The sequence below is a fragment of the Chromohalobacter israelensis DSM 3043 genome, from assembly GCF_000055785.1.
Classification (GTDB): domain Bacteria; phylum Pseudomonadota; class Gammaproteobacteria; order Pseudomonadales; family Halomonadaceae; genus Chromohalobacter; species Chromohalobacter israelensis.
Genome location: NC_007963.1, coordinates 2,211,011 through 2,232,025, shown reverse-complemented (window position 1 = coordinate 2,232,025; position 21,015 = coordinate 2,211,011). Strand labels below are relative to the sequence as shown.

At 63.8% G+C, this 21,015-nt stretch carries 22 protein-coding genes; 9 read left to right on the top strand and 13 right to left on the bottom strand.

The window, feature by feature from the left end; all coding sequences use genetic code 11:
• The first annotated feature begins 35 nt into the window (after positions 1–35).
• From CSAL_RS10030 to flgL, 8 genes are all read left to right on the top strand, one after another.
• A complete protein-coding gene (locus CSAL_RS10030; RefSeq protein ID WP_011507273.1) occupies positions 36–1,199 on the top strand; it encodes a flagellar hook protein FlgE in 1,164 nt (387 codons plus the stop codon).
• 63 nt (positions 1,200–1,262) lie between these two features.
• Positions 1,263–2,024, top strand: a complete 762-nt coding sequence (locus tag CSAL_RS10025) for a flagellar basal body rod protein FlgF (protein WP_011507272.1) — start codon at positions 1,263–1,265, stop codon at positions 2,022–2,024.
• An 89-nt stretch (positions 2,025–2,113) separates the two neighbouring features.
• Positions 2,114–2,896 carry a flagellar basal-body rod protein FlgG gene (gene flgG, locus CSAL_RS10020; protein WP_011507271.1) on the top strand — a complete coding sequence of 261 codons (783 nt, stop codon included), beginning with the start codon at positions 2,114–2,116 and terminating at the stop codon, positions 2,894–2,896.
• A gap of 20 nt (positions 2,897–2,916) precedes the next feature.
• Positions 2,917–3,591 (top strand): flagellar basal body L-ring protein FlgH, encoded by a 675-nt coding sequence (locus tag CSAL_RS10015; protein WP_011507270.1) that lies wholly within the window; start codon positions 2,917–2,919, stop codon positions 3,589–3,591.
• Between the two features lie 17 nt (positions 3,592–3,608).
• On the top strand, positions 3,609–4,718 hold the full coding sequence (locus CSAL_RS10010; RefSeq protein WP_011507269.1) for a flagellar basal body P-ring protein FlgI: 1,110 nt from the start codon (positions 3,609–3,611) through the stop codon (positions 4,716–4,718).
• Complete coding sequence (gene flgJ, locus CSAL_RS10005) at positions 4,718–5,830, top strand: flagellar assembly peptidoglycan hydrolase FlgJ (protein ID WP_011507268.1); 1,113 nt, start codon at positions 4,718–4,720, stop codon at positions 5,828–5,830. The genes CSAL_RS10010 and flgJ overlap by 1 nt, the downstream gene beginning before the upstream one ends.
• 119 nt (positions 5,831–5,949) lie before the next feature.
• Positions 5,950–7,569: a flagellar hook-associated protein FlgK gene (gene flgK, locus CSAL_RS10000; RefSeq protein WP_011507267.1), complete on the top strand. Its 1,620-nt coding sequence runs from the start codon at positions 5,950–5,952 to the stop codon at positions 7,567–7,569.
• Positions 7,570–7,647: 78 nt separating this feature from the next.
• The gene (flgL, locus tag CSAL_RS09995) at positions 7,648–8,880 is read left to right on the top strand and encodes a flagellar hook-associated protein FlgL (RefSeq protein ID WP_011507266.1); all 1,233 of its coding nucleotides are present in this window, start codon (positions 7,648–7,650) and stop codon (positions 8,878–8,880) included.
• A 141-nt stretch (positions 8,881–9,021) separates the two neighbouring features.
• On the opposite strand, the gene fliR is transcribed toward flgL, so the two are convergent.
• From fliR to fliF, 13 genes are all read right to left on the bottom strand, one after another.
• The gene (fliR, locus tag CSAL_RS09990) at positions 9,022–9,807 is read right to left on the bottom strand and encodes a flagellar biosynthetic protein FliR (RefSeq protein ID WP_011507265.1); all 786 of its coding nucleotides are present in this window, start codon (positions 9,805–9,807) and stop codon (positions 9,022–9,024) included.
• A 6-nt stretch (positions 9,808–9,813) separates the two neighbouring features.
• Positions 9,814–10,083 (bottom strand): flagellar biosynthesis protein FliQ, encoded by a 270-nt coding sequence (gene fliQ / locus CSAL_RS09985; protein WP_011507264.1) that lies wholly within the window; start codon positions 10,081–10,083, stop codon positions 9,814–9,816.
• A 57-nt stretch (positions 10,084–10,140) separates the two neighbouring features.
• The gene (gene fliP / locus CSAL_RS09980) at positions 10,141–10,890 is read right to left on the bottom strand and encodes a flagellar type III secretion system pore protein FliP (protein ID WP_011507263.1); all 750 of its coding nucleotides are present in this window, start codon (positions 10,888–10,890) and stop codon (positions 10,141–10,143) included.
• The gene (gene fliO, locus CSAL_RS09975; RefSeq protein WP_011507262.1) at positions 10,887–11,378 is read right to left on the bottom strand and encodes a flagellar biosynthetic protein FliO; all 492 of its coding nucleotides are present in this window, start codon (positions 11,376–11,378) and stop codon (positions 10,887–10,889) included. The genes fliP and fliO overlap by 4 nt, the downstream gene beginning before the upstream one ends.
• Positions 11,375–11,902 carry a flagellar motor switch protein FliN gene (gene fliN, locus CSAL_RS09970; protein ID WP_011507261.1) on the bottom strand — a complete coding sequence of 176 codons (528 nt, stop codon included), beginning with the start codon at positions 11,900–11,902 and terminating at the stop codon, positions 11,375–11,377. The genes fliO and fliN overlap by 4 nt, the downstream gene beginning before the upstream one ends.
• Positions 11,895–12,911 (bottom strand): flagellar motor switch protein FliM, encoded by a 1,017-nt coding sequence (gene fliM, locus CSAL_RS09965; protein WP_011507260.1) that lies wholly within the window; start codon positions 12,909–12,911, stop codon positions 11,895–11,897. The genes fliN and fliM overlap by 8 nt, the downstream gene beginning before the upstream one ends.
• A 6-nt stretch (positions 12,912–12,917) precedes the next feature.
• Entirely contained in the window at positions 12,918–13,403 is a 486-nt protein-coding gene (gene fliL, locus CSAL_RS09960) for a flagellar basal body-associated protein FliL (RefSeq protein ID WP_043558338.1), read from the bottom strand.
• 158 nt (positions 13,404–13,561) lie between these two features.
• Positions 13,562–14,932 carry a flagellar hook-length control protein FliK gene (locus CSAL_RS16955; RefSeq protein ID WP_011507258.1) on the bottom strand — a complete coding sequence of 457 codons (1,371 nt, stop codon included), beginning with the start codon at positions 14,930–14,932 and terminating at the stop codon, positions 13,562–13,564.
• Between the two features lie 12 nt (positions 14,933–14,944).
• A complete protein-coding gene (gene fliJ / locus CSAL_RS09950) occupies positions 14,945–15,442 on the bottom strand; it encodes a flagellar export protein FliJ (protein WP_011507257.1) in 498 nt (165 codons plus the stop codon).
• A 34-nt stretch (positions 15,443–15,476) separates the two neighbouring features.
• Positions 15,477–16,883 (bottom strand): flagellar protein export ATPase FliI, encoded by a 1,407-nt coding sequence (fliI, locus tag CSAL_RS09945; RefSeq protein ID WP_011507256.1) that lies wholly within the window; start codon positions 16,881–16,883, stop codon positions 15,477–15,479.
• The gene (locus CSAL_RS09940; protein WP_011507255.1) at positions 16,876–17,634 is read right to left on the bottom strand and encodes a flagellar assembly protein FliH; all 759 of its coding nucleotides are present in this window, start codon (positions 17,632–17,634) and stop codon (positions 16,876–16,878) included. The genes fliI and CSAL_RS09940 overlap by 8 nt, the downstream gene beginning before the upstream one ends.
• A complete protein-coding gene (gene fliG, locus CSAL_RS09935; RefSeq protein ID WP_011507254.1) occupies positions 17,627–18,622 on the bottom strand; it encodes a flagellar motor switch protein FliG in 996 nt (331 codons plus the stop codon). The genes CSAL_RS09940 and fliG overlap by 8 nt, the downstream gene beginning before the upstream one ends.
• Complete coding sequence (fliF, locus tag CSAL_RS09930; protein ID WP_011507253.1) at positions 18,615–20,399, bottom strand: flagellar basal-body MS-ring/collar protein FliF; 1,785 nt, start codon at positions 20,397–20,399, stop codon at positions 18,615–18,617. The genes fliG and fliF overlap by 8 nt, the downstream gene beginning before the upstream one ends.
• Positions 20,400–20,680: 281 nt before the next feature.
• Here fliF and fliE point away from each other — a divergent pair, with 281 nt between their 5' ends.
• The gene (gene fliE, locus CSAL_RS09925; RefSeq protein WP_011507252.1) at positions 20,681–21,004 is read left to right on the top strand and encodes a flagellar hook-basal body complex protein FliE; all 324 of its coding nucleotides are present in this window, start codon (positions 20,681–20,683) and stop codon (positions 21,002–21,004) included.
• Positions 21,005–21,015 lie beyond the last annotated feature (11 nt).

The window sequence follows — 21,015 nt, the reverse complement described above, 5'->3', positions numbered from 1 at the left end:
ACGATTCGATACCACTATAACGCGGGGAAGGGAAAATGGGTTTTTCACAATCATTGAGCGGGGTCAACGCGGCCTCCTCTCAACTGGACACCATCGGCAACAATATCGCCAACTCGCAGACCGTGGGCTTCAAGAGCTCCTCGGTGCAGTTCGCGGATATCTTCGCCAATAGCCAGGGCCTCGGCACACGTGTCGCGGGCAAGCTTCAGGATTTCGGTACCGGCAGTCTGGAAACCACCGGCCGCGGTCTCGACCTGGCCATCGCCGGGGACGGCTTCTTCCAGTTCACCCAGAACGAACAACTGGCCTACTCGCGCAACGGCCAGCTCAGCATGAGCGCCGACGGCTACTTCGAGAATGCCCAGGGTGCGCGTTTGACCGATCAGCAAGGCGAGCCGCTGCAGGTCACACAGTTCAGCCAGGGGGCTCAGGCGACGACTGGCGTGGAGACAGCATTCAACCTGAATGCCGAGACTGAGGCGCTTGCACCCAATAATTTTAATCAAGACCAAAGCGATACCTATAGCTACGTAACCAATGCCGGTACCGTCTATGACTCCCTGGGCGTCGCACACGACATGAGTCTTTATTATACGAAGACGGGTGAAAATGACTGGGAGGTTCGAGCTGCACTCGATGGTGAGATGGCTGATGGTGGTGCCGCGCAATCCATAAGCTTTAATGAAAGTGGTGTTCCTGACGTTGATACTGCCTTGAGCTTTAACTTCGGCGACTTGGGAAATGGGTCAGCCGACTTCGATAATATTGAGGTCGATTTGGCAGGGACTACCCAGTATGGCGAAGCTTTCGAGCTGAGGGAGTTCGCTCAGGACGGTAATGCTTCCGGTACCTTCGTGGGCGTGGAAATCACCGAGAACGGTGAAGTCCTGGCCAATTACTCCAACGGCAACAGTGAAGCGGTCGGTACCGTCGGCATGGCCAACTTCCGCAACCCGGAAGGCCTGGAGCCTCAGGGCGACAACCTGTGGGCGGCGACCCAGGAATCCGGCGCGGCCCTGCTGGGACAGGCAGGTACCGGTCAGCTGGGCAGCCTGGAATCGGGCACGCTGGAGGCCTCCAACGTGGACCTGACCCAGGAACTGGTCGACATGATCATCGCGCAGCGCAATTTCCAGGCCAACAACAACGCCATCCAGACTCAGTCCGACATTCTGGAAACGGTCACCAACTTGCGTTAACGCCTAAGCCGGCCGGCCGCTTCGGCCGGCTTCATTCGTTGTGAGTCGAGCAGGACGATCAGCATGGATCGGATCATTTATACCGCCGGCAGCGGCGCCAGCCAGGCGATGCAGCAGCAGTCGGTGGTCAATCACAATCTTTCCAACGTGTCGACGCCGGGCTTCCGTGCCGAGTTGGATGCCATGCGCGCGGTGCCGGTGCAGGGCGACGGCCGTCTGGCGACACGCACATCCGTCGCGGCCACTACGTCGGGCACGGATTTCTCGCCGGGTTACATGAACGCCACCGGGCGGCGCCTGGATGTCGCCATGCAGGGCGATGCGTTTCTTGCCATTCAGGATCCGCAAGGCGGCGAGGCCTATACCCGTCGCGGTGACCTGCAGGTCGATGCGGACGGCATGTTGACCGTCAAGGGCGAGCCGGTGATGGGCGAGCAAGGGCCGATCGTGGTGCCGCCGGACGCGGAGTTCTCGATTGGCGCCGACGGCTCGATCAGCGTGCTCGAGGCGGGTGCCAATCCCGATGAAATCGCGCCGGTCGGACGGCTGAAGCTGGTCACGCCGGATTTGCAGGCCCTGACTCGCGGCGATGACGGCTGGTTCCGCCTGCCGCCGGGCGATGATGCCGAAATCGCGGCGCCGCAGCCCCTGGACGAGGACGCGCGCCTGCAGTCCGGCGTGCTGGAAGGCAGCAACGTCAGCGCCACGGATGCCATGGTCGCGATGATCGACGGTGCACGCCGCTACGACATGCAGATGAAGGTGATCGAGAGCGCCGACCAGAACGCGCAGCGCGCCAACAGCTTGCTCTCCGTTCAGGCGTAACGGCGGTTCACGCGTAGCGACGTTCGACGCGTCACGCGCCATCGAATTCTCGGCATCGCCCGCGCGGTGCCCGCACAAAGGTAAGAGTCATGATTAGATCGCTGTGGACGGCCAAGACGGGGCTTGAATCTCAACAGGTCAAGCTCGACGTCATTTCCAACAACCTCTCCAACGTCTCGACCAACGGTTTCAAGCGTTCGCGGCCGGTGTTCGAGGATCTGCTTTACCAGAACGTGCGCCAGCCCGGTGCCCAGGCTTCGGCGGTGGATACGCTGCCTTCCGGCCTGCAGGTGGGCACTGGTGTGCGTCCGGTCGCCACCGAGCGGCTGCACACCCAGGGCGGCCTGCAGAACACCGACAACTCCAAGGACCTGGCCATCAACGGTCAAGGGTTCTTCGCGGTGCAGATGCCCGACGGCACCTCGGCGTACACCCGGGACGGCAGCTTCCAGATCGATGAAAACGGCCAGATGGTCACCGCGGGCGGCTATCCGCTCGATCCGCCCATCGTGATTCCCGAGAACGCGCTGTCGGTCTCGATTTCCCAGGATGGCGTGGTATCCGTGACCCAGCCCGGTGACACGGCGGCGCAGGAAGTCGGTCAGCTGACGCTGTCCAAGTTCATCAATCCCGCCGGCCTGCAGAGCATGGGCGAGAACCTCTACCAGGAAACCGATGCTTCCGGCCCGCGCAACGACCTGATCCCCGGCATGGAAGGGGCGGGGCGCCTGTACCAGGGCTACGTGGAAACCTCCAACGTCAATGTGGTGGAGGAAATGGTCAGCATGATCGAGACCCAGCGTGCCTACGAGATCAACAGCAAGGCGGTGGAGACCTCCGACCAGATGCTGTCGCGCCTGACGCAGCTGTGAGGAGTGGCGTCGTGACGGGAATGGATGTGAAAAGCGGGGTACGCGCGCTATGCCTGCTCCTGATGTTGATCATGAGCGGGTGCGCGCAGTTGCCGCATGAGTCGGTGGTCCCCGATACCGGGCCGGTGAGCTATCCCGAGGCACCGCTGCCGCAGCCCAACGGGGCGATCTATCAGGCGCGCTACGGGTATCAGCCGCTCTTTCAGGACCGGCGTCCGCGCCAGATCGGCGACATCATCACGATCACGATCAACGAGGATGTCAGCGCCAGCAAGGATTCCTCGGCCAGCGCCAATCGCGAGGGCAGCATGGGGCTGGATCTGGAGACGATCCCCGACCTGATGAGCTTCCTCGAGGATAACGGTCTGGATGTCTCGGGCGAGAACGACTTCGAGGGCAGCGGTGGCGCGAGCGCCAGCAACACCTTCACGGGGACGCTGACGGCAACCGTGGTCGACATCCTGCCCAATGGCAATCTCAGCATCCGCGGGGAAAAACGCATCGCCATCAACCAGGGCACCGAGTACATCCGCTTCTCGGGCGTGGTCGATCCGCGTTCGGTGACGACGCAGAACACCGTGCCTTCCGGGCAGGTGGCCGATGCGCGCATCGAATACGTGGGTGATGGCTATATCAACGAGGCGCAGCACATGGGTTGGCTCCAGCGTCTCTGGCTGAACATTGCGCCTTTCTGATGAGGATGGGATACGTCATGAGAAGTTTGCTGCGCTGGATGGGCGTGCTGTTGTTGTGTGGCCTGTGTGCCGCTCCCGCGCAGGCCGAACGGATCCGTGATCTGGCGAGCTTCGCGGGAGTTCGCGAGAACCAGCTGGTCGGCTATGGCCTGGTGGTGGGGCTGGACGGCACGGGCGACCAGACCACGCAGACGCCGTTTACGGGCCAGACGTTGATCAACATGCTCTCGCAGTTGGGCGTGAGCATTCCCGAAGGCACCAACATGCAGTTGCGCAACGTGGCCGCGGTCATGGTGACGGCGCAACTGCCGCCTTTTGCCCGCCAGGGGCAGGAAATGGATGTCACCGTTTCCTCGATGGGCAACGCCGACAGTCTGCGTGGCGGTACCCTGCTGATGACGCCGTTGCGCGGGGTGGATGGCAACGTCTATGCGATGGCCCAGGGCAACCTGTTGATCGGCGGGGTCGGTGCCCAGCAGGCCGGCAGCAGCGTACAGGTCAACCACACCGCCGCCGGCCGCATTCCGGGCGGGGCTACCGTCGAGCAGGAAGTGGCCCTGCAGCTCGGGCGGGCCGACGGTACCCTGGACCTTTACCTTAACGAGTCCGACTTCACCACGGCGCAGCGCGTGGTCGAGGCCATCAACCGGGACTTCGGTTCTCCCGTGGCGGCTGCCATGGACGGACGTCTGATTCGTCTCAACGCCCCTAGCGACAGCAACTCGCGGGTCAACTTCATGGCGCGCATCCAGAATCTGGATGTCACACCCAACCAGGGCCCGGCCAAGGTCATCGTCAATTCGCGCACCGGCTCGGTGGTGCTCAACCGTGAGGTGACGCTGGACCGCGCGGCGGTGGCGCACGGCAATCTCTCGGTGACCATCGACTCCAACCCGCAGGTCAGCCAGCCCAACCCGCTGGGCGAGGGCGAGACCGTGGTGGTGCCCGATGCGGACATCTCCATCCAGCAGGAGGGCGGTGCGCTGCAAATGGTCAATACCAGTGCCGATCTCATGGATGTCGTCAACGCGCTCAACGCGCTGGGGGCATCGCCGCAGGATCTGATGTCGATCCTGCAGGCGCTGAAATCGGCCGGTGCCCTGAATGCGGAACTGGAGATCATCTGATGAGCGTCGATGGACTCAGCAATCAGTTCGCCCTCGATGTGCAGTCGTTGTCGCGCCTCAAGCACACGGCGAGCCAGTCGCCGGAGAAGGGCTTGTCCCAGGCGGCGGACCAATTCGAGGCGATCTTTCTGCAGATGATGCTCAAGAGCATGCGCGACGCCATACCGCAGTCGGACCTGCTGAGCAGCAACGAGACCGATACCTATACCTCGATGCTCGACAAGCAGTGGGCGCAGAAGATGGCGGGGCATGTCGGCCTCTCGGACATGCTGGTCGAGCAGCTTCAGGGGCGGGGCCTCGTGGGGCGCGATGAGGAGGTGACGCGCAACGACCTGATCGCGGGGATTCCCCGCGGCACGCCACGTGTCTTGAGCGATCCGATCGTGCCCCACGAGGCCGCCTCCAAGGATTCAGGGCCCGGGGATGACGCCGTGACCTCGGCTTCCGGCGCTTCGTCCTCGAGCGCACCGTCGGAGGTGGCGACGAGTCGCGAGATGTCACCGTCGAGTGCCGATATCGAGGACGCACGAGCGGCGCCGCACGTCGAGGCGTTCCTGTCGCGGCTGCATGAGCCCGCCGAAGCCGCCGCCCGCGAAAGCGGTGTGCCGGCATCGTTGATCCTGGCCCAGGCGGCGCTGGAAACCGGCTGGGGCGAGCGTGAGATTCCCGCGCGCGATGGCGGCAACAGCCACAACCTCTTCGGTATCAAGGCGACCGGTGGCTGGGATGGCGAGGCCACCAGCATCACCACCACCGAATATGTCGACGGTCGTGCCCGCCAACAGGTCGACGAGTTCCGTGTCTACGATTCCTTCGAAGCCGCGTTCAAGGATTACGCCGAGTTGATCGGCGGCAATCCACGTTATGCCGGGGTGGTCACGGCTTCGACGCCGCAGAACGCCGCCCGAGCTCTGCAATCCGGCGGCTATGCCACCGACCCGAACTATGCCGACAAGGTGATCGCCGTCATGGCGCAGATCGACGACCGTCTTGCCAGCGGGCCGACCCTGGCCAGCACCGCCGAGGTCAGCGAGTCGCAAGGCGGCGCGCCGACGCGCAACGGTTCGTCGGATCCCTATGATATATCGCGGATGCCCACGGGAATTTTTTGACGTCATGGCGTTTTTCGCTCAAGTCGTGCGTGACGCTGCCGATAGATTTTATAGTCATCATTTGTCGTGCCGAGCATGCCCCTGGTAATGCCCGGCGCCCCTAGCCAGGAATAGGTGCCATGAGCATTTTCTCGATCGGCCTGAGTGGCCTGAGCGCGGCCCAATCAGCGTTGTCGACGACCAGTAACAACCTGAGCAACGTGTATACCGAAGGGTATAACCGTCAGTTGACGATCCTGGGAGAAAGCTACAGCAACGGCTCGACGGGCACGGGGGTGTCGGTCGACGAAGTGCAGCGCCAGTTCAACAGTTACGTCACCGAGCAGTACAACGACGCCAACAGCCAGAAAAGCGCGCTGGAGAGTTATCAGAGCCAGGTCTCGCAGATCGACGATCTGCTCGCCGACAGCGACGCCGGGCTCGCACCGCTGGTGCAGGACTTCTTCTCCAGCCTCGACGATCTCACCGGTGCGGCATCCGACCCGGCGGCCCGCCAGGGCGTGCTGGGCTCGGCATCGTCCATGGCGGCACAGTTCCGTTCCTTCGACTCCTATCTCGGCGACATGCGCAGCAGCCTCAATGGCCAGCTCGAAAGCACGGTGACGGATATCAACAACACCGCCACCCAGATCGCCAAGCTCAACGATCAGATCACCCAGGCGCGGGCCAAGTCCGGCGAGGAACCCAACTCGCTGCTCGACAAGCGCGACAAGCTGGTGTCCGACCTCAATGAGCTGGTGGGTGCGGACCTGAATATCCAGGATGGCGACACCTACAACATCAATCTGGAAAACGGCCAGCCGCTGGTCTCGGGCACCCAGAGCTACGATCTCGAGGCGGTGGAGTCCAACGAGGATCCGTCGCGCACCGTGATCGCCTATCGGGATGCGGCGGGCAACGTCAACCAGATCGATGACAGTGCCTTCGAGAACGGCGAACTGGGCGGTCTGCTGTCGTTTCGCAGCGAAACGCTGGACAGCGTGCAGAACCAGCTCGGCCGCATGACGGTAGTACTCGGCTCGGAGTTCAACGCCGTGCACGAGAACGGTGTCGACCTCAATGGCGACGCCGGCGAGGCCTTTTTCGAGATCGGTTCGCCGCGGGTCATGAGCAACAGTCAGAACGACGGCGACGGTGCCATCAGCGCCGAGTACAGCGACGTGAATCAGCTGACCTCGAGCGATTATCGAATCACCTACACGGGTGGCGAGTACCAAGCCGAGCGTCTCTCGGATGGCGACACGACGACCCTGACGCCGGATGGTAGTGGTGATGTCGATCTTGACGGCATGACCTTGAATATTTCCGGTACCGCCCAGGAAGGCGACACCTTCATGCTGCAGCCCACGCGTACGGCCTCGCAGGGTTTCGAGGTGGCGATCACCGAGGGGGCGGAAATCGCCGCGGCGAGCAGCGGGGGCGGTAGCGGCAACAACGAGAATGCGCTGGATCTGCTCGACCTGCAGAGCGAGAAGATGGTCGGCGGAACCTCTTCGATCAGCGATGCCTACGCATCGCTGGTCAATGAAGTCGGTAACACCACCAACATCACCCAGGTCAATCTGGATGCGCAGTCGGGGCTGACCGAGCAGCTGCGCGAGTATCAGCAGTCCGAATCGGGCGTCAACCTGGACGAGGAATACGCCAACCTGGTCCGTTACCAGCAGTATTACCAGGCCAATGCGCGCGTCATCGACGTGGGCTCCCAGGTGCTCGATTCGGTCCTGCAGTTGCGTTGATGTCGCCGCACGGGCGACGCCGTGATGTTTAGACAATACGACGCTGGGTGACACAGCGTGGTGACGAGGTAAGCGAAGATGCGTATCAGCACCGTAACGATGTACGAGCAGGGCGTTTCGGCAATGAATCGCCAGCAGCAGAACTTCATGGACGTCGGCCAGCAGATCGCGTCCGGCAAGCGGGTGGTGAACCCGTCCGACGACCCCCGTGCCGCCGCACGGGCGGTGAGCGTGTCGCAGTCGCTGGCAGTCAATGCGCAGCAGGAAAGCAGCCGGGTGACGGCACGCAATTCGTTGAGCCAGGAAGAGAGCGTCCTCAACAGTGTCAGCGATGCCATCGGCTCGGCCAAGTCCCTGGTCGTGCAGGCCGGTAACGGCACTCTGAGCGATGCCGATCGCGAATCGCTGGCGTCCGATCTCGAGGGCGCGTTCGAGACGCTGGTGGGGCTTGCCAATACCACCGACGGCAACGGTACTTACCTGTTCAGCGGCTATCAGGACAACGCCAAGGCCTTCTCGCGTACCGATGCGGGCGATGCTGTCGACACCATCTCGTATGAAGGCGATCAGGGCGTCAAGCAGCAGAAGATCGATGCCGAACGCCTCATGAAGACCAGCGATACCGGCACCGATGTATTCATGCGCTTCTCGGCGGGCAGCGAATATATCGCCGAAGCCGATGAGGGCAATACGGGAAACGTGACCTTTTCCGGCCCTGACGTTCGCGATGCCGATGCCGCCGGTTACGGCGAGACCTTCGACATCAGTTTCAACGGCGATGGTACCTATGACATTTCAAGCTCCGGGGCGGGGTTTGCCGACCAGACGAACGTTGCCTACACCGACGGCGAGACCATCGAGTTCGGTGGCATGGCGTTGACGCTGGAGGGCGAGCCGGCGGCCGGTGACTCGTTTACCGTCACGCCGGGAGGCGACATGAGTCAGGAGCAGGCCAGCCTGTTCAAGACCATCGGCGATACCATCAATGCCCTGCGTCAGCCCGTCGAGACCGATGCCGATCAAGCCGCGCTGGATAACACGCTGTCCACCGCGAGCCGCAAGCTGGATGCCTCGCTGGACAACGTGCTGACCACGCGGGCCTCGGTGGGTGCGCGGATGAACGAACTGGACGCGCTGGACGACGTTGGCGGCAACCGCGAAATCGCCTACGAACAGACGCGTTCCGATCTCGTCGATCTGGATTACAACACGGCGATTTCCGACTACATGCTGAGCCAGGTCGGGCTGCAGGCATCGCAGAAATCCTTCGCCGACATTCAGCAGATGTCGCTGTTCCAGTTCCTCAACTGAGCCTGCCATCTCCGAATGCGTCGGGTTTGAATCGGGCCGCGACGTTCAGGCAGAGAAAACGCCACTCCCTTGGGACGTGGCGTTTTCTTTCATAGGCGGTGCGTGGGGGCAATGGCGGATCATGCGTGCATTGGATGCCCTCTAGCCACTGCCCAGGCGCTGGACCACCTCCTGCATGGTACTGAAGCTGTTGCTGAACAGGATCTCGAGGAAGCGCAGCAGGTCCGGCATGAGCGTCATCAGCAGCACCACGCCGGTGGTCAGGGTCATGGGGAAGCCGATCGAGAAGATCGACAGCTGCGGCGAGGCGCGGTTGAGCACGCCGAGCGTCAGGTTGATGATCAACAACGAGACGATCAGAGGCAGGGCCATCAACACGCCGGAGGTGAATATCTCGCCGCCCCAGCGAGCAATGACCTCGCCCGCGCTTCCGTCGACTCTCGGCCCGCCGACGGGGAGCGTCTGGAAGGAATTGGCGAGTATCTCCAGGGCGATCAAGTGCCCGTTGAGGGCCAGGAACATCAATAGCGTGATCATCTGGAAGATGCGTGACAGCACCATGCTGTTGCCGACGCCCGGCGTGAAGAAGGTGGCGAAGGCAAGCCCCATCTGCAGTCCGATGAACTCGCCGGCGGCTTGCACCACGGCGATGGTGACGCGCAAGACCATGCCCAGCGCAATGCCGATCAGCATTTCCTGGATGAGTATGCCCAGGCCGCCGATCGAGACGATGGGCGTATCGGGCATGGGAGGCAGGGCGGGGCCGATGGCGAAGGCCATCAGGGCGCCCAGCAGCACGGACGCCTGGCGCGGCACGCCGTGCTGATTCCAGATCGGCGATGCCGCCAGGAACGCCAGGATGCGAACGAACGGCCAGAAGAACAGCGTGAGCCATTCATGCAGCTGCGCGAACGTCACCTGTACCATGTGGGGTCAGCTGACCATCGAGGGCAGGTTGAGGAACAGCTCCCGCGTGAAGTCGACGATGGTCTGGATCAGCCAGGGGCCTGCGACGACCAGGGCGCCGAACACCCCCAGGATCTTGGGAATGAACGTCAGCGTCATCTCGTTGATCTGGGTCGCGGCCTGGAACAGGCTGACCAGCAGGCCGATCAACAGCGCCGTCATGAGTAGGGGGCCTGCCAGCATCAGGGTGACCTTCATGCCCTGGTACGCCAACCCCATGACCATCTCGGGTGTCATGGCGGAATCTCCTCGCGTCGTTCTCGTGCAGGTGGCCGGCACACGGCCGCCCGCCGTTTACATGTAGAAGCTTTCGGCCAGGGAGCCGATCAATAACTGCCAGCCGTCGACGAGCACGAACAGCATCAGCTTGAAGGGCAGCGAGATGGTCGCGGGCGGCACCATCATCATCCCCAGTGCCATCAGGACACTGGCCACCACGAGATCGATGATCAAGAAGGGGATGAAGATGCTGAACCCGATCTGGAATGCCGTCTTCAGCTCGCTGGTCAAAAAGGCCGGTATCAGCAGACGCATCGGGACGTCTTCGGGGCCCTGCATTTCATCGGCGTCGGCCATGCGCGCGAAGAGCGCCAGATCGGTTTCACGGGTCTGGCCGAACATGAACTCCCGGAACGGCTGACTGCCCTGTTCCAGGGCTTGCTCGAGGCTGATCCGCTCCTCGGAGAAGGGCACCCAGGCCTGCTCGTGCACGCGATCCAGCACCGGCGACATGATGAAGAAGGTCATGAAGAGCGCCAGGCCGAGGAGCACCTGATTGGGCGGCGTCGATTGGGTACCGATCGCGGTGCGCAACAGGCTGAGCACGATGATGATGCGCGTAAAGCAGGTCATGCCCAGCAGCAGCGCCGGCAGGAAGGCCAGCGAGCTGAGAAACAGCAGCGTCTGCAGGCTCAGCGACCATTGCTGGCCGCCATCGCCGGTGGGCTCGCTGACGATGCCGGAAATTTCCTGCCCCCAACCGAAGGCCGGCCAGGCCAGCAGCAATACGGCGAGTCCGCAACGCAGCATGACAGCGACGTTCATCGGTCGGCTTCCTTGTCCGGTGCGTTTTCGTCCCGGGAGCGCTGGCTGCTTGACGCGGCATCCTCGGTGGCGGATGGCCGGCCTCCGATATTCTGGGCCAGCGCCTGGCGAAAGCGTTGCGCGAAGCTGCCGGTCAGCGGGGCCGGCGACGGTTGCGTCGCTGCCGTATCGTCTTCGGCGGCCGGCATGTCCTTGAGCAGCGAGACTTGGCCACCGCCTACGCCGAGGACCAGCCAGCGGCCCTCGATTTCGACGATGGTCACGCGCTCGCGCTGGCCAATGGCGGTGTTGGCCACGACCTTGACGTGACGGGACGCCCGCAGGCGTCCCGGCGTGAGGCGGCGCAGCAGCCATGCGCAGAAGACGATGATGGCGACGACCAGCAGCAAGGAGAGCGCGGTCTTGCCGATCCAGGCGGCGCCCATCACGGTGTCGCCGCTACCGTCGAGTGACACGGCCGCTTCGCGGGCGCTATCGGCGACACTCATTTGTTCAGCTTTTTGACGCGTTCCGACGGGGTGATGATTTCCGTGATGCGGATGCCGTACTTGTCATCCACGACCACGACTTCCCCTTGCGCGATCAGGTAGCCATTGATGAGGATGTCCATGGGCTCGCCGGCGAGGCCATCCAGCTCGATCACGGACCCCTGGGCGAGCTCGAGAAGCTGCTTGATGGTGATCTTGGTCCGGCCCAGCTCCACGCTGAGCTTGACCGGGATGTCCATGATCAGGTCGAGATCGCGGGGCGTGGTAGACGAGGCGCCCTCGTCGAGCGGCTTGAACACCTCGTGATCGGCGTTTTGCGCCTGGGACTTGTCCGGCGCGGGATCGCTCGCCTCGGCGTTGGCTTCGTCCTCGGTGGCCTGCTGCTCCGCCATCGCGGCGGCCCAAAGGTCCTCTTCCGCGTCGTCGGAGGTCTCATCGTTGCCTTCCTCGGCCTGCTGCTGCGCCATGGCCTCGGCCCACTCGTCCTCGGTGCCTTTCTTGTCTGGGTTTTGGGGGTCAGTCATCTTTCGGATCCTTCGCTGCAACTTGGCTCGAGCCGTGTTCGATGAGGTGCCTGACGCGCAAGGCGCGCTGGGATTTCTGGCTGCCGTAGTCGCACGTCATCACGGGTATGCCGTCGACACTGACATTCACTGCCTCGGGTAGCTCGATGGGAATGATGTCGCCCACCGACAGTTGGGTCACATCCCGCAGGCGCAGCGGGATATCGACGAAGTCGGCGGTCAACTCCACGGACGAGTGGCGGATTTCATGCGCCATGCGCGCTTCCCACTGCTGCTCCTCGTCGGGATGCGTGTCGTGCAGCGGGCTGGCGAGAATGTCGCGAATCGGCTCGATCATCGAGTAGGGAATGCAGATGTTGAACTCGCTCGAGAGATTGCCGACCTCCACGTGGAAGGTGCTGTTGACGACGATCTCGTTCGGCGAGTTGGTGATGTTGGCGAACTTCACCTGCAGTTCCGAACGCGTGTACTCGATGTCCAGTGGATAGACCGATTTCCACGATTCGCTGTAGCCTTCCAGCGCCATCTTGAGCATGCGATGGATGATGCGCTGTTCGGTTCGCGTGAACTCGCGTCCCTCGGACTTGGTCAGGAAGCGGCCGTCACCGCCGAACAGGTTGTCGACCACCATGAACACCAGGCTCGGCGGAAAGACCACCAGCGCCGAGCCGCGCAGGGGCTTCATGGTGATCAAGTTGAGATTGGTGGGGACCGGCAGGTTCCGCGAAAATTCGCTATAGCTCTGATAACGGACGCTTTCCACCGTGATGTCGGCACTGCGCCGCATCAGGTTGAAAAGCGCGACCCGGAACTGGCGCGCGAAACGTTCGTTGATGATGTCCAGCGCATGAAGCCGCTCGCGAATGATGCGATGCTGCTTGGCGGGGTCGAACGGACGCACTTTCCCCTCGCGCGAGGCCCGTTCGTCCTGCGCGTTATCCTCGTCACCGCTGACGCCCTTGAGAAGGGCGTCGATCTCTTCCTGCGAGAGCAGATCGTCTTGGGACATATCGTCTTATTGCACAATGAATTCGGAGAATAGCACGCCGGTGACGTCCAGAGACGGCTGCGGCTCGGTCAGCGGTTCATCGAACATCGCCAGTATCTGGTTGGCGAGGCGCTGCTTGCCCTCGGGCTTGATGAGCGTGTCGGCCTGCTGGCCGGAAAGCAGCATCAGCAAACGACTGCGGACCTCCGGCATGTATTCCTCGAGAAAGGCCCGGGTGGTTTCGTCGCCGACTTTCAGCGACAGGCCGACATACAGCAGGCGATCGCTGTATTCGTCGCTTTGCAGATTGATCGTGAACGGCTCGATCTTGACGAAAATGGGCGCGGGCGCCTCTTTGGGTTCGGTGGTTTCTTCATTTGCCGACGCCTGCTGGCGCGAGTCCATGAAGAGGTAGACCCCGATGGAGCTACCCACCGAGAACAATACGATGAGAAGCCCCAGTAACCAGAGGGACTTGCTGCGCTTGTCAGTTGCCGATTGAGACTTGGCCATCGTTTCTGTCATTCGCTTCGACGTAAATGAGTGGGACCGAGTATGGCGATGTTGGCCGCCATTCGATTGCTCGAATAGGAAGCTTCACGCACGCCACTTCGGGCTTTGTCGAAGCGCCCGCTGGCGGACGCCTCTCATCGGGTTATCGGCAGACACGCTCAGGCATAAAGGTTGATGCCCGACGACGTGACGTAATGCAGCGATGTCTCGGTCAGGCTGGGCATCTCGGCGCCGGTGTCACTGCCTGCCAGTGCCTGGCCGGGCGTGCCCTCGCGTGAGGGCTGGCCCGGCTGTCCATCGGACTGCTGCTGAAACTGGTCCTGCTCGCCGACCGAGGTTTCACCCAGGGCGATGCCGCTGTCGGCCAGGGCCTCGCGCAATTGCGGGATGGCCGCTTCCAGGGCATGACGCACGGCCCCGTGGGCAGAGAAGAACTGGAGATTCGCCTGCTGCTGGTCGCCCATCTTGAGCGAGACGCTCATCGGTCCGAGTTCGGCCGGATGGAGGCGCAACTCGACCTGCTGGTCGCCGCGTTGTGCCATGCGCACGACCTGCTGACCCAGCGCTTGTCCCCATTCGTTCATGCCGACCTGTGGCGTCAAGGTGGCGGTCGGGGTGGCGCTTGCCGCATTGCCGGCGGCGTTGGCGGCACTGCCCGTCATACCGGAAGGCGAGGTGGCGTTCCCCAGTCCGGTCAGCAAGGCGTTGTCGGGGCTGCTCCGATCGCCCCCCTGGGTGGCGAGCAGGTCACCACGCTGTGCATTGGCGGCGGACTGCGCCTGTTGCACCAGGTTGGCACCGAAGACGGCCGAGGGCGTGAGCTGATTGCTGCCCTGCAGCTGAGAGGCCGACTGGTTGGCTTGCCCCTGGGCGCCTTGCAGCAACTGGGTCAGGGATTGGCTGGCCTGACTGTCACCGGAGGCGGCATTGGCAAGGCGCGCCATGAGGTCCTGACGGGATGAGGCATCGCCGTTGCCTCCCTGGCCCGCTTGCTGGATGAGCAGCATGCGTTGCTGGATGTCGCTCAATGACAGCGCACTCTGAGTGGTGCTGGTCGGCTGTTGCGTGGCAGAGGAGGTGACACTGGCCGTGTTCTGGGCACTCGACGAGGAGAGCTGCGAGACGAGCAGGGCGGCAAGCGCCTCATTGTCGAGTGCGTCGCTATCCGACAGGGCATCACCGAGCGCTTCGCTCTGTGAAGCCAGTCGTTCGACAAGTGCGTCGAGCTCGCCCGCGTCGCCGCTGGCCAGCCACTCGTCGAGCAGCTTGGCGCCGTCGTCGCTTTGCAAGAGAGCGTTCACCGTCGCCAGCAGGTCGCTGCCATCCTTCTTGGAGGCGCTCCCGGCCAGTTCGCGTACAGCGCCTTCTTGACTGGCATCGCCGGCACCACGGGCCTTGCCGAGCAGACTGGCAAATGGCGAGGCGTTGTCGTCGGCGCTCTTGCCGCCGCGCTGACTTCCCGCGCTGCCGGGCGTGGTGGCGGAGGCTTGGTTACCGCCTTGAAGGGTGTTGAGCAGGGCAATATCCATGTGCATGCCTCGTCAAAAGCGGGTAGTGGAAGCGGACGAATCGGTCGTTGTGACATCGAGGCCACGGTCGTTCGCTTGGCGGCGTGTCATGCGCGCCGACATTTCGTCGAAGAGTTGCTGCTCGCGCCGCGCCGCGCGTTGTTGCTCGGCGTTGTCACGGCGCGTGATCAGCGTGTCGTAGGTGTTGAGCTTGCGACGCTCACCCTGCCATGCCTGCTGTTGGCGGTCGAGGTGGCGCTGCTGATCGTTGACGGCCTGGCGCTGACCGGCGATCGCCTGGTCGAGCGAGGCCAGAAACTGTTGATAGTTGTGCCAGTTGGCAGGCTCGATGCCCTGCTGCATGCTGTTTTCCAGGCGCTGGCGATATTCGTGCCGATAGGTCAGCAACTGATCCAGGCGCTGCTGGGCTTCCTGCAGCTTGCGCCGTGAATGCCCCAGCGATTGCGCGGCCTGGTCGCAGGTATCCTGCGCAAGATCCTTGAGTGTGGTCAGCGGGGAGCGTGCGTTCATGAGACCTCCTTACCGCAATGCAGGGTGAATGGCATCAGCGCGTCTCCGGAAACAGCGAGGCCAGGGCGTCGAGCGTCGAGTCGACATCGGCGCGTTCGTCGATCCCTTGCTGAAGAAAGGCCTCGAGACGCGGGTACAGCGCGACGGCGCGGTCGAGCTGCGGGTCGTGGCCGGCGGCATAGGCGCCGACGCTGATCAAGTCGCGGTTGCGTTGATAACGCGAGAACAACTGCTTGAAACGTTGTGCGCGGCGCTGGTGATCGCCCTCGACGATGGCCGTCATGGCGCGGCTGATCGACGCCTCGATGTCGATGGCGGGGTAGTGCCCGCTTTCGGCCAGCTGGCGCGACAGGACGACGTGCCCGTCGAGAATCGCCCGTGCGGCGTCGGCGATCGGGTCCTGCTGGTCGTCGCCCTCGGTCAGCACGGTATAGAACGCCGTGATCGAACCGCCGCCGGGCCGGCCGTTGCCCGCGCGCTCGACGAGACCGGGCAGGCGCGCGAAGACCGACGGCGGATAGCCCTTGGTGGCCGGGGGCTCGCCCACGGCGAGGGCGATTTCGCGCATGGCCATGGCATAGCGGGTCAGCGAGTCCATGATCAGCAGGACGTTGCGGCCCTCGTCGCGGAACCCTTCGGCGATGCGCGTGGCGTAGGAGGCCCCCTGCAAGCGCTGCAAGGGGGATACGTCGGCCGGGGCGGCGACGACCACGGCGCGCTCGCGGCCCTCGGGGCCGAGGATGTTTTCGATGAAGTCCTTGACCTCGCGGCCACGCTCGCCGATCAGGCCGACCACGATCACGTCGGCCTGGGTGTAGCGCGACATCATACCCAGCAACACGCTCTTGCCCACCCCCGAGCCGGCGAACAGGCCCATGCGCTGGCCGCGCCCGACGCTCAGCAGGCCGTTGATGGCGCGAATGCCGACATCGATGACGTTGTCGATCGGCGCGCGATCCAGCGGGTTGATGGGGGCGGTGGAGAGCGGGGCGTGGGACGCGTGATCGAGTGCGCCCTTGCCGTCCAGCGGGCGGCCGTTGCCATCCAGCACGCGCCCCAGGAGTGCGTCGCCCAGCGGGAAACGGCGCGCGCTGGCGGCATCCTGGCGGTTATTGCCCAGCGTCAGCACGCGCGCCCCGGGAACCAGGCCGTGGGTGTCGCCCAGCGGCATCAGGAACAGGCGGTCGCCGGCGAAGCCCACGACTTCGGCTTCGGCATAGCCGACATGCCCGTGCTGGGCCAGCTCGACCAGACAGGCGCTGCCCAGAGGCAGACGCAGACCGGTGGCCTCGAGCACCAGGCCGGTGGCACGCACGATCTTGCCGTGGGGGCGTCGCGATTCGAGCCCCTCGATGCGCTCCGAGACCTTGCCCAGGGCGCGCTGCCATTGAGCAGTGTGAGAGGTCTCGTCGGGCATGTCGGCAAGCGGCGTCTCAGTCATCCGACGTCTCCTGGGGTTGGCTGACATGGCGCTTGCGGCGCTGATCGAGGGCCGCCTGCCAGCGCGTTTCGAGCGTGGCATCGAGACCGCCGGTGGCGCTTTCCGCCCGGCAGCCGCCGCGCTGAAGGTCGGCGTCTTCGTGCAGGGTCCAGCCGGCGGCTTCGAGCTCGTTGCCCACATGCTCGGTCACCAGGACCAGGTCCTCGGGATGCATCCACAGCTGGGTGGGACCATTCAGCACCGGCTCTTCGTGGAGCAATTGGCGCACGAGGGTAACGACCTGCTCAGGCGTTGCGGTCAGTGCCTCGCCGGCGAGATGCCGGCCGGTGAGCATGGCCAGCTCGACGAGCTGATCGGCGAGCATGGTGTCCAGGGCGTCCAGCGATGTGCGGAAGTCCTCGGCCAGTCGTCCCAGTGGCGCCAGGGCCGCGTCGAGCTGTCGGCGTGCTTCTTGCTCGCCGGCCTCGCGTCCTTCCTGCAACCCTTGTTCGTAGCCGGCTTGACGTCCTTCCTCGTAGCCGGCTGCGTAGCCTTCCTGATGCGCGCTTTCCCGCGTCTTGCGACGCAATGCTTCGCGTTCCTCGGCGAGACGCTGACGCTGCTGACGACGGCGCTGCTCGAAGAGTCGCGCGCTGTCGATCTTGCCGCCGGCCCCGGCGTCTTCGCGCGGCAGTTCGTCCATGCGCCAGGGGCGCCAGCGCTGTTCGTCGGGCGTATGGATGACGGCATCGGATAGCGGCTTGTCAGACATAACTGTCGTCGCCTCCGCTCAGCACGATCTCGCCGTTGTCGGCAAGGCGGCGAACGATCTGGAGAACCGCTTTCTGCTCGGCCTCCACCTGCGACACGCGTACCGGGCCGCGGGCTTCGAGATCTTCCCGCAGCAGGGTGGCCGCACGTTGCGACATGTTCTGGGTGATCTTGTCGACCAGGGCTTCCTGCGCCCCCTTGAGGGCCACCACCAGCGAGTTGGTATCGACCTCCTTGAGGATGAGCTGGATGCCGCGATCGTCGATGTCGAGGATGTTCTCGAACAGGAACATCTCGTCGATGATGCGCTGGGCCAGATCGTCGTTGTGGGCACGAACGGCGTCGATGACCAGCTCTTCCTGGGACGAGTTCATCAGGTTGAGGATCTCGGCCGCGGTTCTCACGCCGCCCATCTTGCTGCGCTTGACGTTCTGGCCGTCGAGCATGCTGCCGAGCACCTCGGTGAGCTCCTGCAGGGCAGCGGGCTGCACGCCGCTGAAGGTGGCGATGCGCAGCACGACGTCGTTGCGCAGCTTTTCGTCCAGTTGCTCGAGCACGTCGGCGGCCAGATTGCGGTCGAGATGGATGACGATGGTGGCGATGATCTGCGGGTGCTCGTCGCGAATCAGCTCGGCCACGGTCGTGCTTTCCATCAGGTTCAGCGCGTCGATGCCCGAAGCGGAGCCCGTGGTCTCGAGGATGTCCTCGATCAGGCTGTTGGCACGCTCGCTGCCCAGTGCCTTGGTGAGCACGGTGCGGATGTGCTCGCTGCTGTGCAGGTTGACCGCCGAGAACTGTTCCATTTCGTCGTGGAATTCGTTCAAGGCCTCTTCCATCTCTTCGTGCGAGATCTGGCTCAGCGAGGCCATCTCCAGGCTGATTTCCTGGACCTCCTTGTTGCTGAGGTACTTGAACACCTCGGCGGCGCTGTCCTCGTCCAGCGAGAGCAGCAGAATTGCGCTACGGCGGGCGCCACTCATCTTACTCATGGGAACTCATCCAGCCTCTGACGATCATGGCGACGAGACGCGGGTCTTCCTGGGCAATCTCGCGTACGTCACGGAGGTTTTGTTCATAACTGGCCGAGCGGCGCTCGCGGCGCTTCTGTGGCGGTGCCGGCGGTTCTTCCTCGGCACCGGTGCCCTCGGCCGCGGTGGCGGCGTAGGCCTCGGCGCCCCCGGCGGCCCCCGCCGGCGCGGCCGTGGCCGGCGTGAAGGCGGGGCGCTCGGTCTGGCGTTGAATCAGCGGACGCAGCACCTTGAACCACAGGAACAGGGCGACGAGACCGATCAGCAGGTATTGCCCCAGCGTGGTCGCCAGCGACCAGAGCAGGGGAGACTCCCACCATGCGGGCTCGGGGCGCTGCTCGGACGTGTCGTCGAAGGGAGAGTTGACGACTTCGAGCTGGTCGCCGCGCGCCTGCGAGAAGCCGATGGCCTGCTGGGCGAGACTGCGGATATTGGCGATTTCCTGGTCGCTCAGCGGGACCCGCGTCGGGTTGCCGTCCTCGTCCACGCCGTCACGGTAATTGACCACGATGGCGGCATTGAGGCGCTCGATGGTGCCGGTCTCGTGCTGAATGTGCTCGACGGTACGGTCGACCTCGTAATTGATGGTGTTATCGCGGCTGGTCCGCCCCAGGGTCGCGTTTTCCTGGGTCGTGGCTTCGCCGTCTTCGTCCTGGTTGCCGTCGTCTTGTGCGTCTTCGCCTTCGCCGTCGCCCGCGTCGTCCTCCTGGGGGGCGTTGATGGGCGAGGCGGCCGTCCCCGGTGGCTGGTTGCTCAGCGCGCCGGGGATGCCCATGGCGAGGTCACCGTCGCCGCTGTAGCTGAGGCTCGTCTGCTCGCTGCGTACCGCGGCTTCGTTGGGCGGCTGATTGGGGCCGTACGTTTCACTGGTGCCTTCGCGCTCGGAGAAATCCAGTTGCGCGGACACCTCGGCCTTGACGTTGCGCGCCCCGAGAATGGGGGCGAGGATCGACTCGATGCGTTCTGCATAGTTGCGCTCGACGCGGGCGACGTAGTCGAGCTGCGAGCCATTGAGCGCCTCGTTACCATCGCTGGCGGGGGACAGCAGACGTCCCGTCTGGTCGACCACGGCGACGTCGCTGATGGCCAGCTCGGAGACGCTGCTCGAGACCATGTGCATGATGGCCTGTACCTGGCCTTCGCCGAGGACACGGCCGCGCTGCAGGTCGAGCATCACCGAGGCGCTGGCCGGTTCGCTTTCGCGCACGAAGACCGAGGGCTTGGCCATGGCGAGATGGACGCGGGCCTTGGAGACGGGGCCCAGGTCCTCGATGGTGCGCGCGAGCTCGCCCTCGAGGGCGCGCTGGTAGTTGACGTGTTCGGTGAACTGGCTGATGCCGAAGGATTGCTCGTCCATCAGTTCATAGCCGACACCGGAGGCTTCCGGCAGGCCCTGCTCGGCGAGCTGGAGACGCAGCTTGTTCACCTGATCGGCGGGCACCAGAAGCGCCTGCCCGTTCTCGCTGAACTCGTAGGGCACGCCCATGCTGTCGAGCTCGGAGACGATCTTGCCGCCATCGGCGTCGGTGAGCGTGGAATAGAGGACGCGGTATTCGGGGGCGCGCGCCCACATCAGCAGGGCGGCGATGATCGCCACGCTCGCCGCGGCGGCGATGATCAGCGGGACACGCGGGTTGCCGCGCAACCGGTCGACGAGCGACGGTGCGGCGGCGTTGCCCTGACGCTGTCCGGACGTACCTTGATTGGCCTCGGTCGAGGAGGATGCTGCTGTGCTCATGTCATCCTCCGGCAGCGCCGGGGTAGGCACGGAAACGTTCCAGCGGCAAGCATGGGGGTGTCCAACTCCAGAATTCTGCGCATCGTTTGGCGTCTCGTCACGGTCGGTTGGCTCCGATACGAGGCGTATGTGTGATGACCGCTATTATGTGGAGCTAAGAAAACCCTAAAGGGAGGAAAAGCCGATATTTTAGGTGCCAATTGCAGATATGGCGTTTGCCGCATTGCTGATAGGGTTCAGTCAACGTATCCCAGAGCTGTGTCGACCAGCGGAGGACAGTCATGAGTGCACCGGCCCTTTCCCAGGCGCTTCAACAAATGCAGAGCCTGGCCAGCCAGGCGGGGCAAACGTCGGGTAGTCAAGTCAACACGGCGGTGGGCAGCGGCGGTTTCACCGGCGAGCTGCACAGTGCCATTTCGCGTATCAATCGCCTGCAGCAGAGCGCCAATGCCCAGGCCGAGGCCTTCGAGGCCGGCGCGCCGGGCGTGGAGCTCAACGACGTGATGGTCGACATGCAGAAGGCCAGCGTGGCGTTCGAAATGGGCAAGCAGGTCCGCAACCGTCTGGTGACGGCCTATAAAGACGTCATGAACATGCAGGTGTGATGGCGGCGGTT

Coding starts and splice junctions, on each gene's coding strand:
- fliN (WP_011507261.1), bottom strand. CDS start 11,902: ATGACTGACCCCCAAAACCCAGACAAGAAAGGCACCGAGGACGAGTGG.
- fliL (WP_043558338.1), bottom strand. CDS start 13,403: ATGGCCAAGTCTCAATCGGCAACTGACAAGCGCAGCAAGTCCCTCTGG.
- fliJ (WP_011507257.1), bottom strand. CDS start 15,442: ATGAACGCACGCTCCCCGCTGACCACACTCAAGGATCTTGCGCAGGAT.
- fliE (WP_011507252.1), top strand. CDS start 20,681: ATGAGTGCACCGGCCCTTTCCCAGGCGCTTCAACAAATGCAGAGCCTG.
- fliM (WP_011507260.1), bottom strand. CDS start 12,911: ATGTCCCAAGACGATCTGCTCTCGCAGGAAGAGATCGACGCCCTTCTC.
- fliI (WP_011507256.1), bottom strand. CDS start 16,883: ATGACTGAGACGCCGCTTGCCGACATGCCCGACGAGACCTCTCACACT.
- CSAL_RS09940 (WP_011507255.1), bottom strand. CDS start 17,634: ATGTCTGACAAGCCGCTATCCGATGCCGTCATCCATACGCCCGACGAA.
- flgG (WP_011507271.1), top strand. CDS start 2,114: ATGATTAGATCGCTGTGGACGGCCAAGACGGGGCTTGAATCTCAACAG.
- fliF (WP_011507253.1), bottom strand. CDS start 20,399: ATGAGCACAGCAGCATCCTCCTCGACCGAGGCCAATCAAGGTACGTCC.
- fliQ (WP_011507264.1), bottom strand. CDS start 10,083: ATGACACCCGAGATGGTCATGGGGTTGGCGTACCAGGGCATGAAGGTC.
- flgJ (WP_011507268.1), top strand. CDS start 4,718: ATGAGCGTCGATGGACTCAGCAATCAGTTCGCCCTCGATGTGCAGTCG.
- flgL (WP_011507266.1), top strand. CDS start 7,648: ATGCGTATCAGCACCGTAACGATGTACGAGCAGGGCGTTTCGGCAATG.
- fliG (WP_011507254.1), bottom strand. CDS start 18,622: ATGAGTAAGATGAGTGGCGCCCGCCGTAGCGCAATTCTGCTGCTCTCG.
- CSAL_RS10025 (WP_011507272.1), top strand. CDS start 1,263: ATGGATCGGATCATTTATACCGCCGGCAGCGGCGCCAGCCAGGCGATG.
- CSAL_RS10030 (WP_011507273.1), top strand. CDS start 36: ATGGGTTTTTCACAATCATTGAGCGGGGTCAACGCGGCCTCCTCTCAA.
- fliR (WP_011507265.1), bottom strand. CDS start 9,807: ATGGTACAGGTGACGTTCGCGCAGCTGCATGAATGGCTCACGCTGTTC.
- CSAL_RS10015 (WP_011507270.1), top strand. CDS start 2,917: ATGGATGTGAAAAGCGGGGTACGCGCGCTATGCCTGCTCCTGATGTTG.
- CSAL_RS16955 (WP_011507258.1), bottom strand. CDS start 14,932: ATGGATATTGCCCTGCTCAACACCCTTCAAGGCGGTAACCAAGCCTCC.
- CSAL_RS10010 (WP_011507269.1), top strand. CDS start 3,609: ATGAGAAGTTTGCTGCGCTGGATGGGCGTGCTGTTGTTGTGTGGCCTG.
- fliP (WP_011507263.1), bottom strand. CDS start 10,890: ATGAACGTCGCTGTCATGCTGCGTTGCGGACTCGCCGTATTGCTGCTG.
- flgK (WP_011507267.1), top strand. CDS start 5,950: ATGAGCATTTTCTCGATCGGCCTGAGTGGCCTGAGCGCGGCCCAATCA.
- fliO (WP_011507262.1), bottom strand. CDS start 11,378: ATGAGTGTCGCCGATAGCGCCCGCGAAGCGGCCGTGTCACTCGACGGT.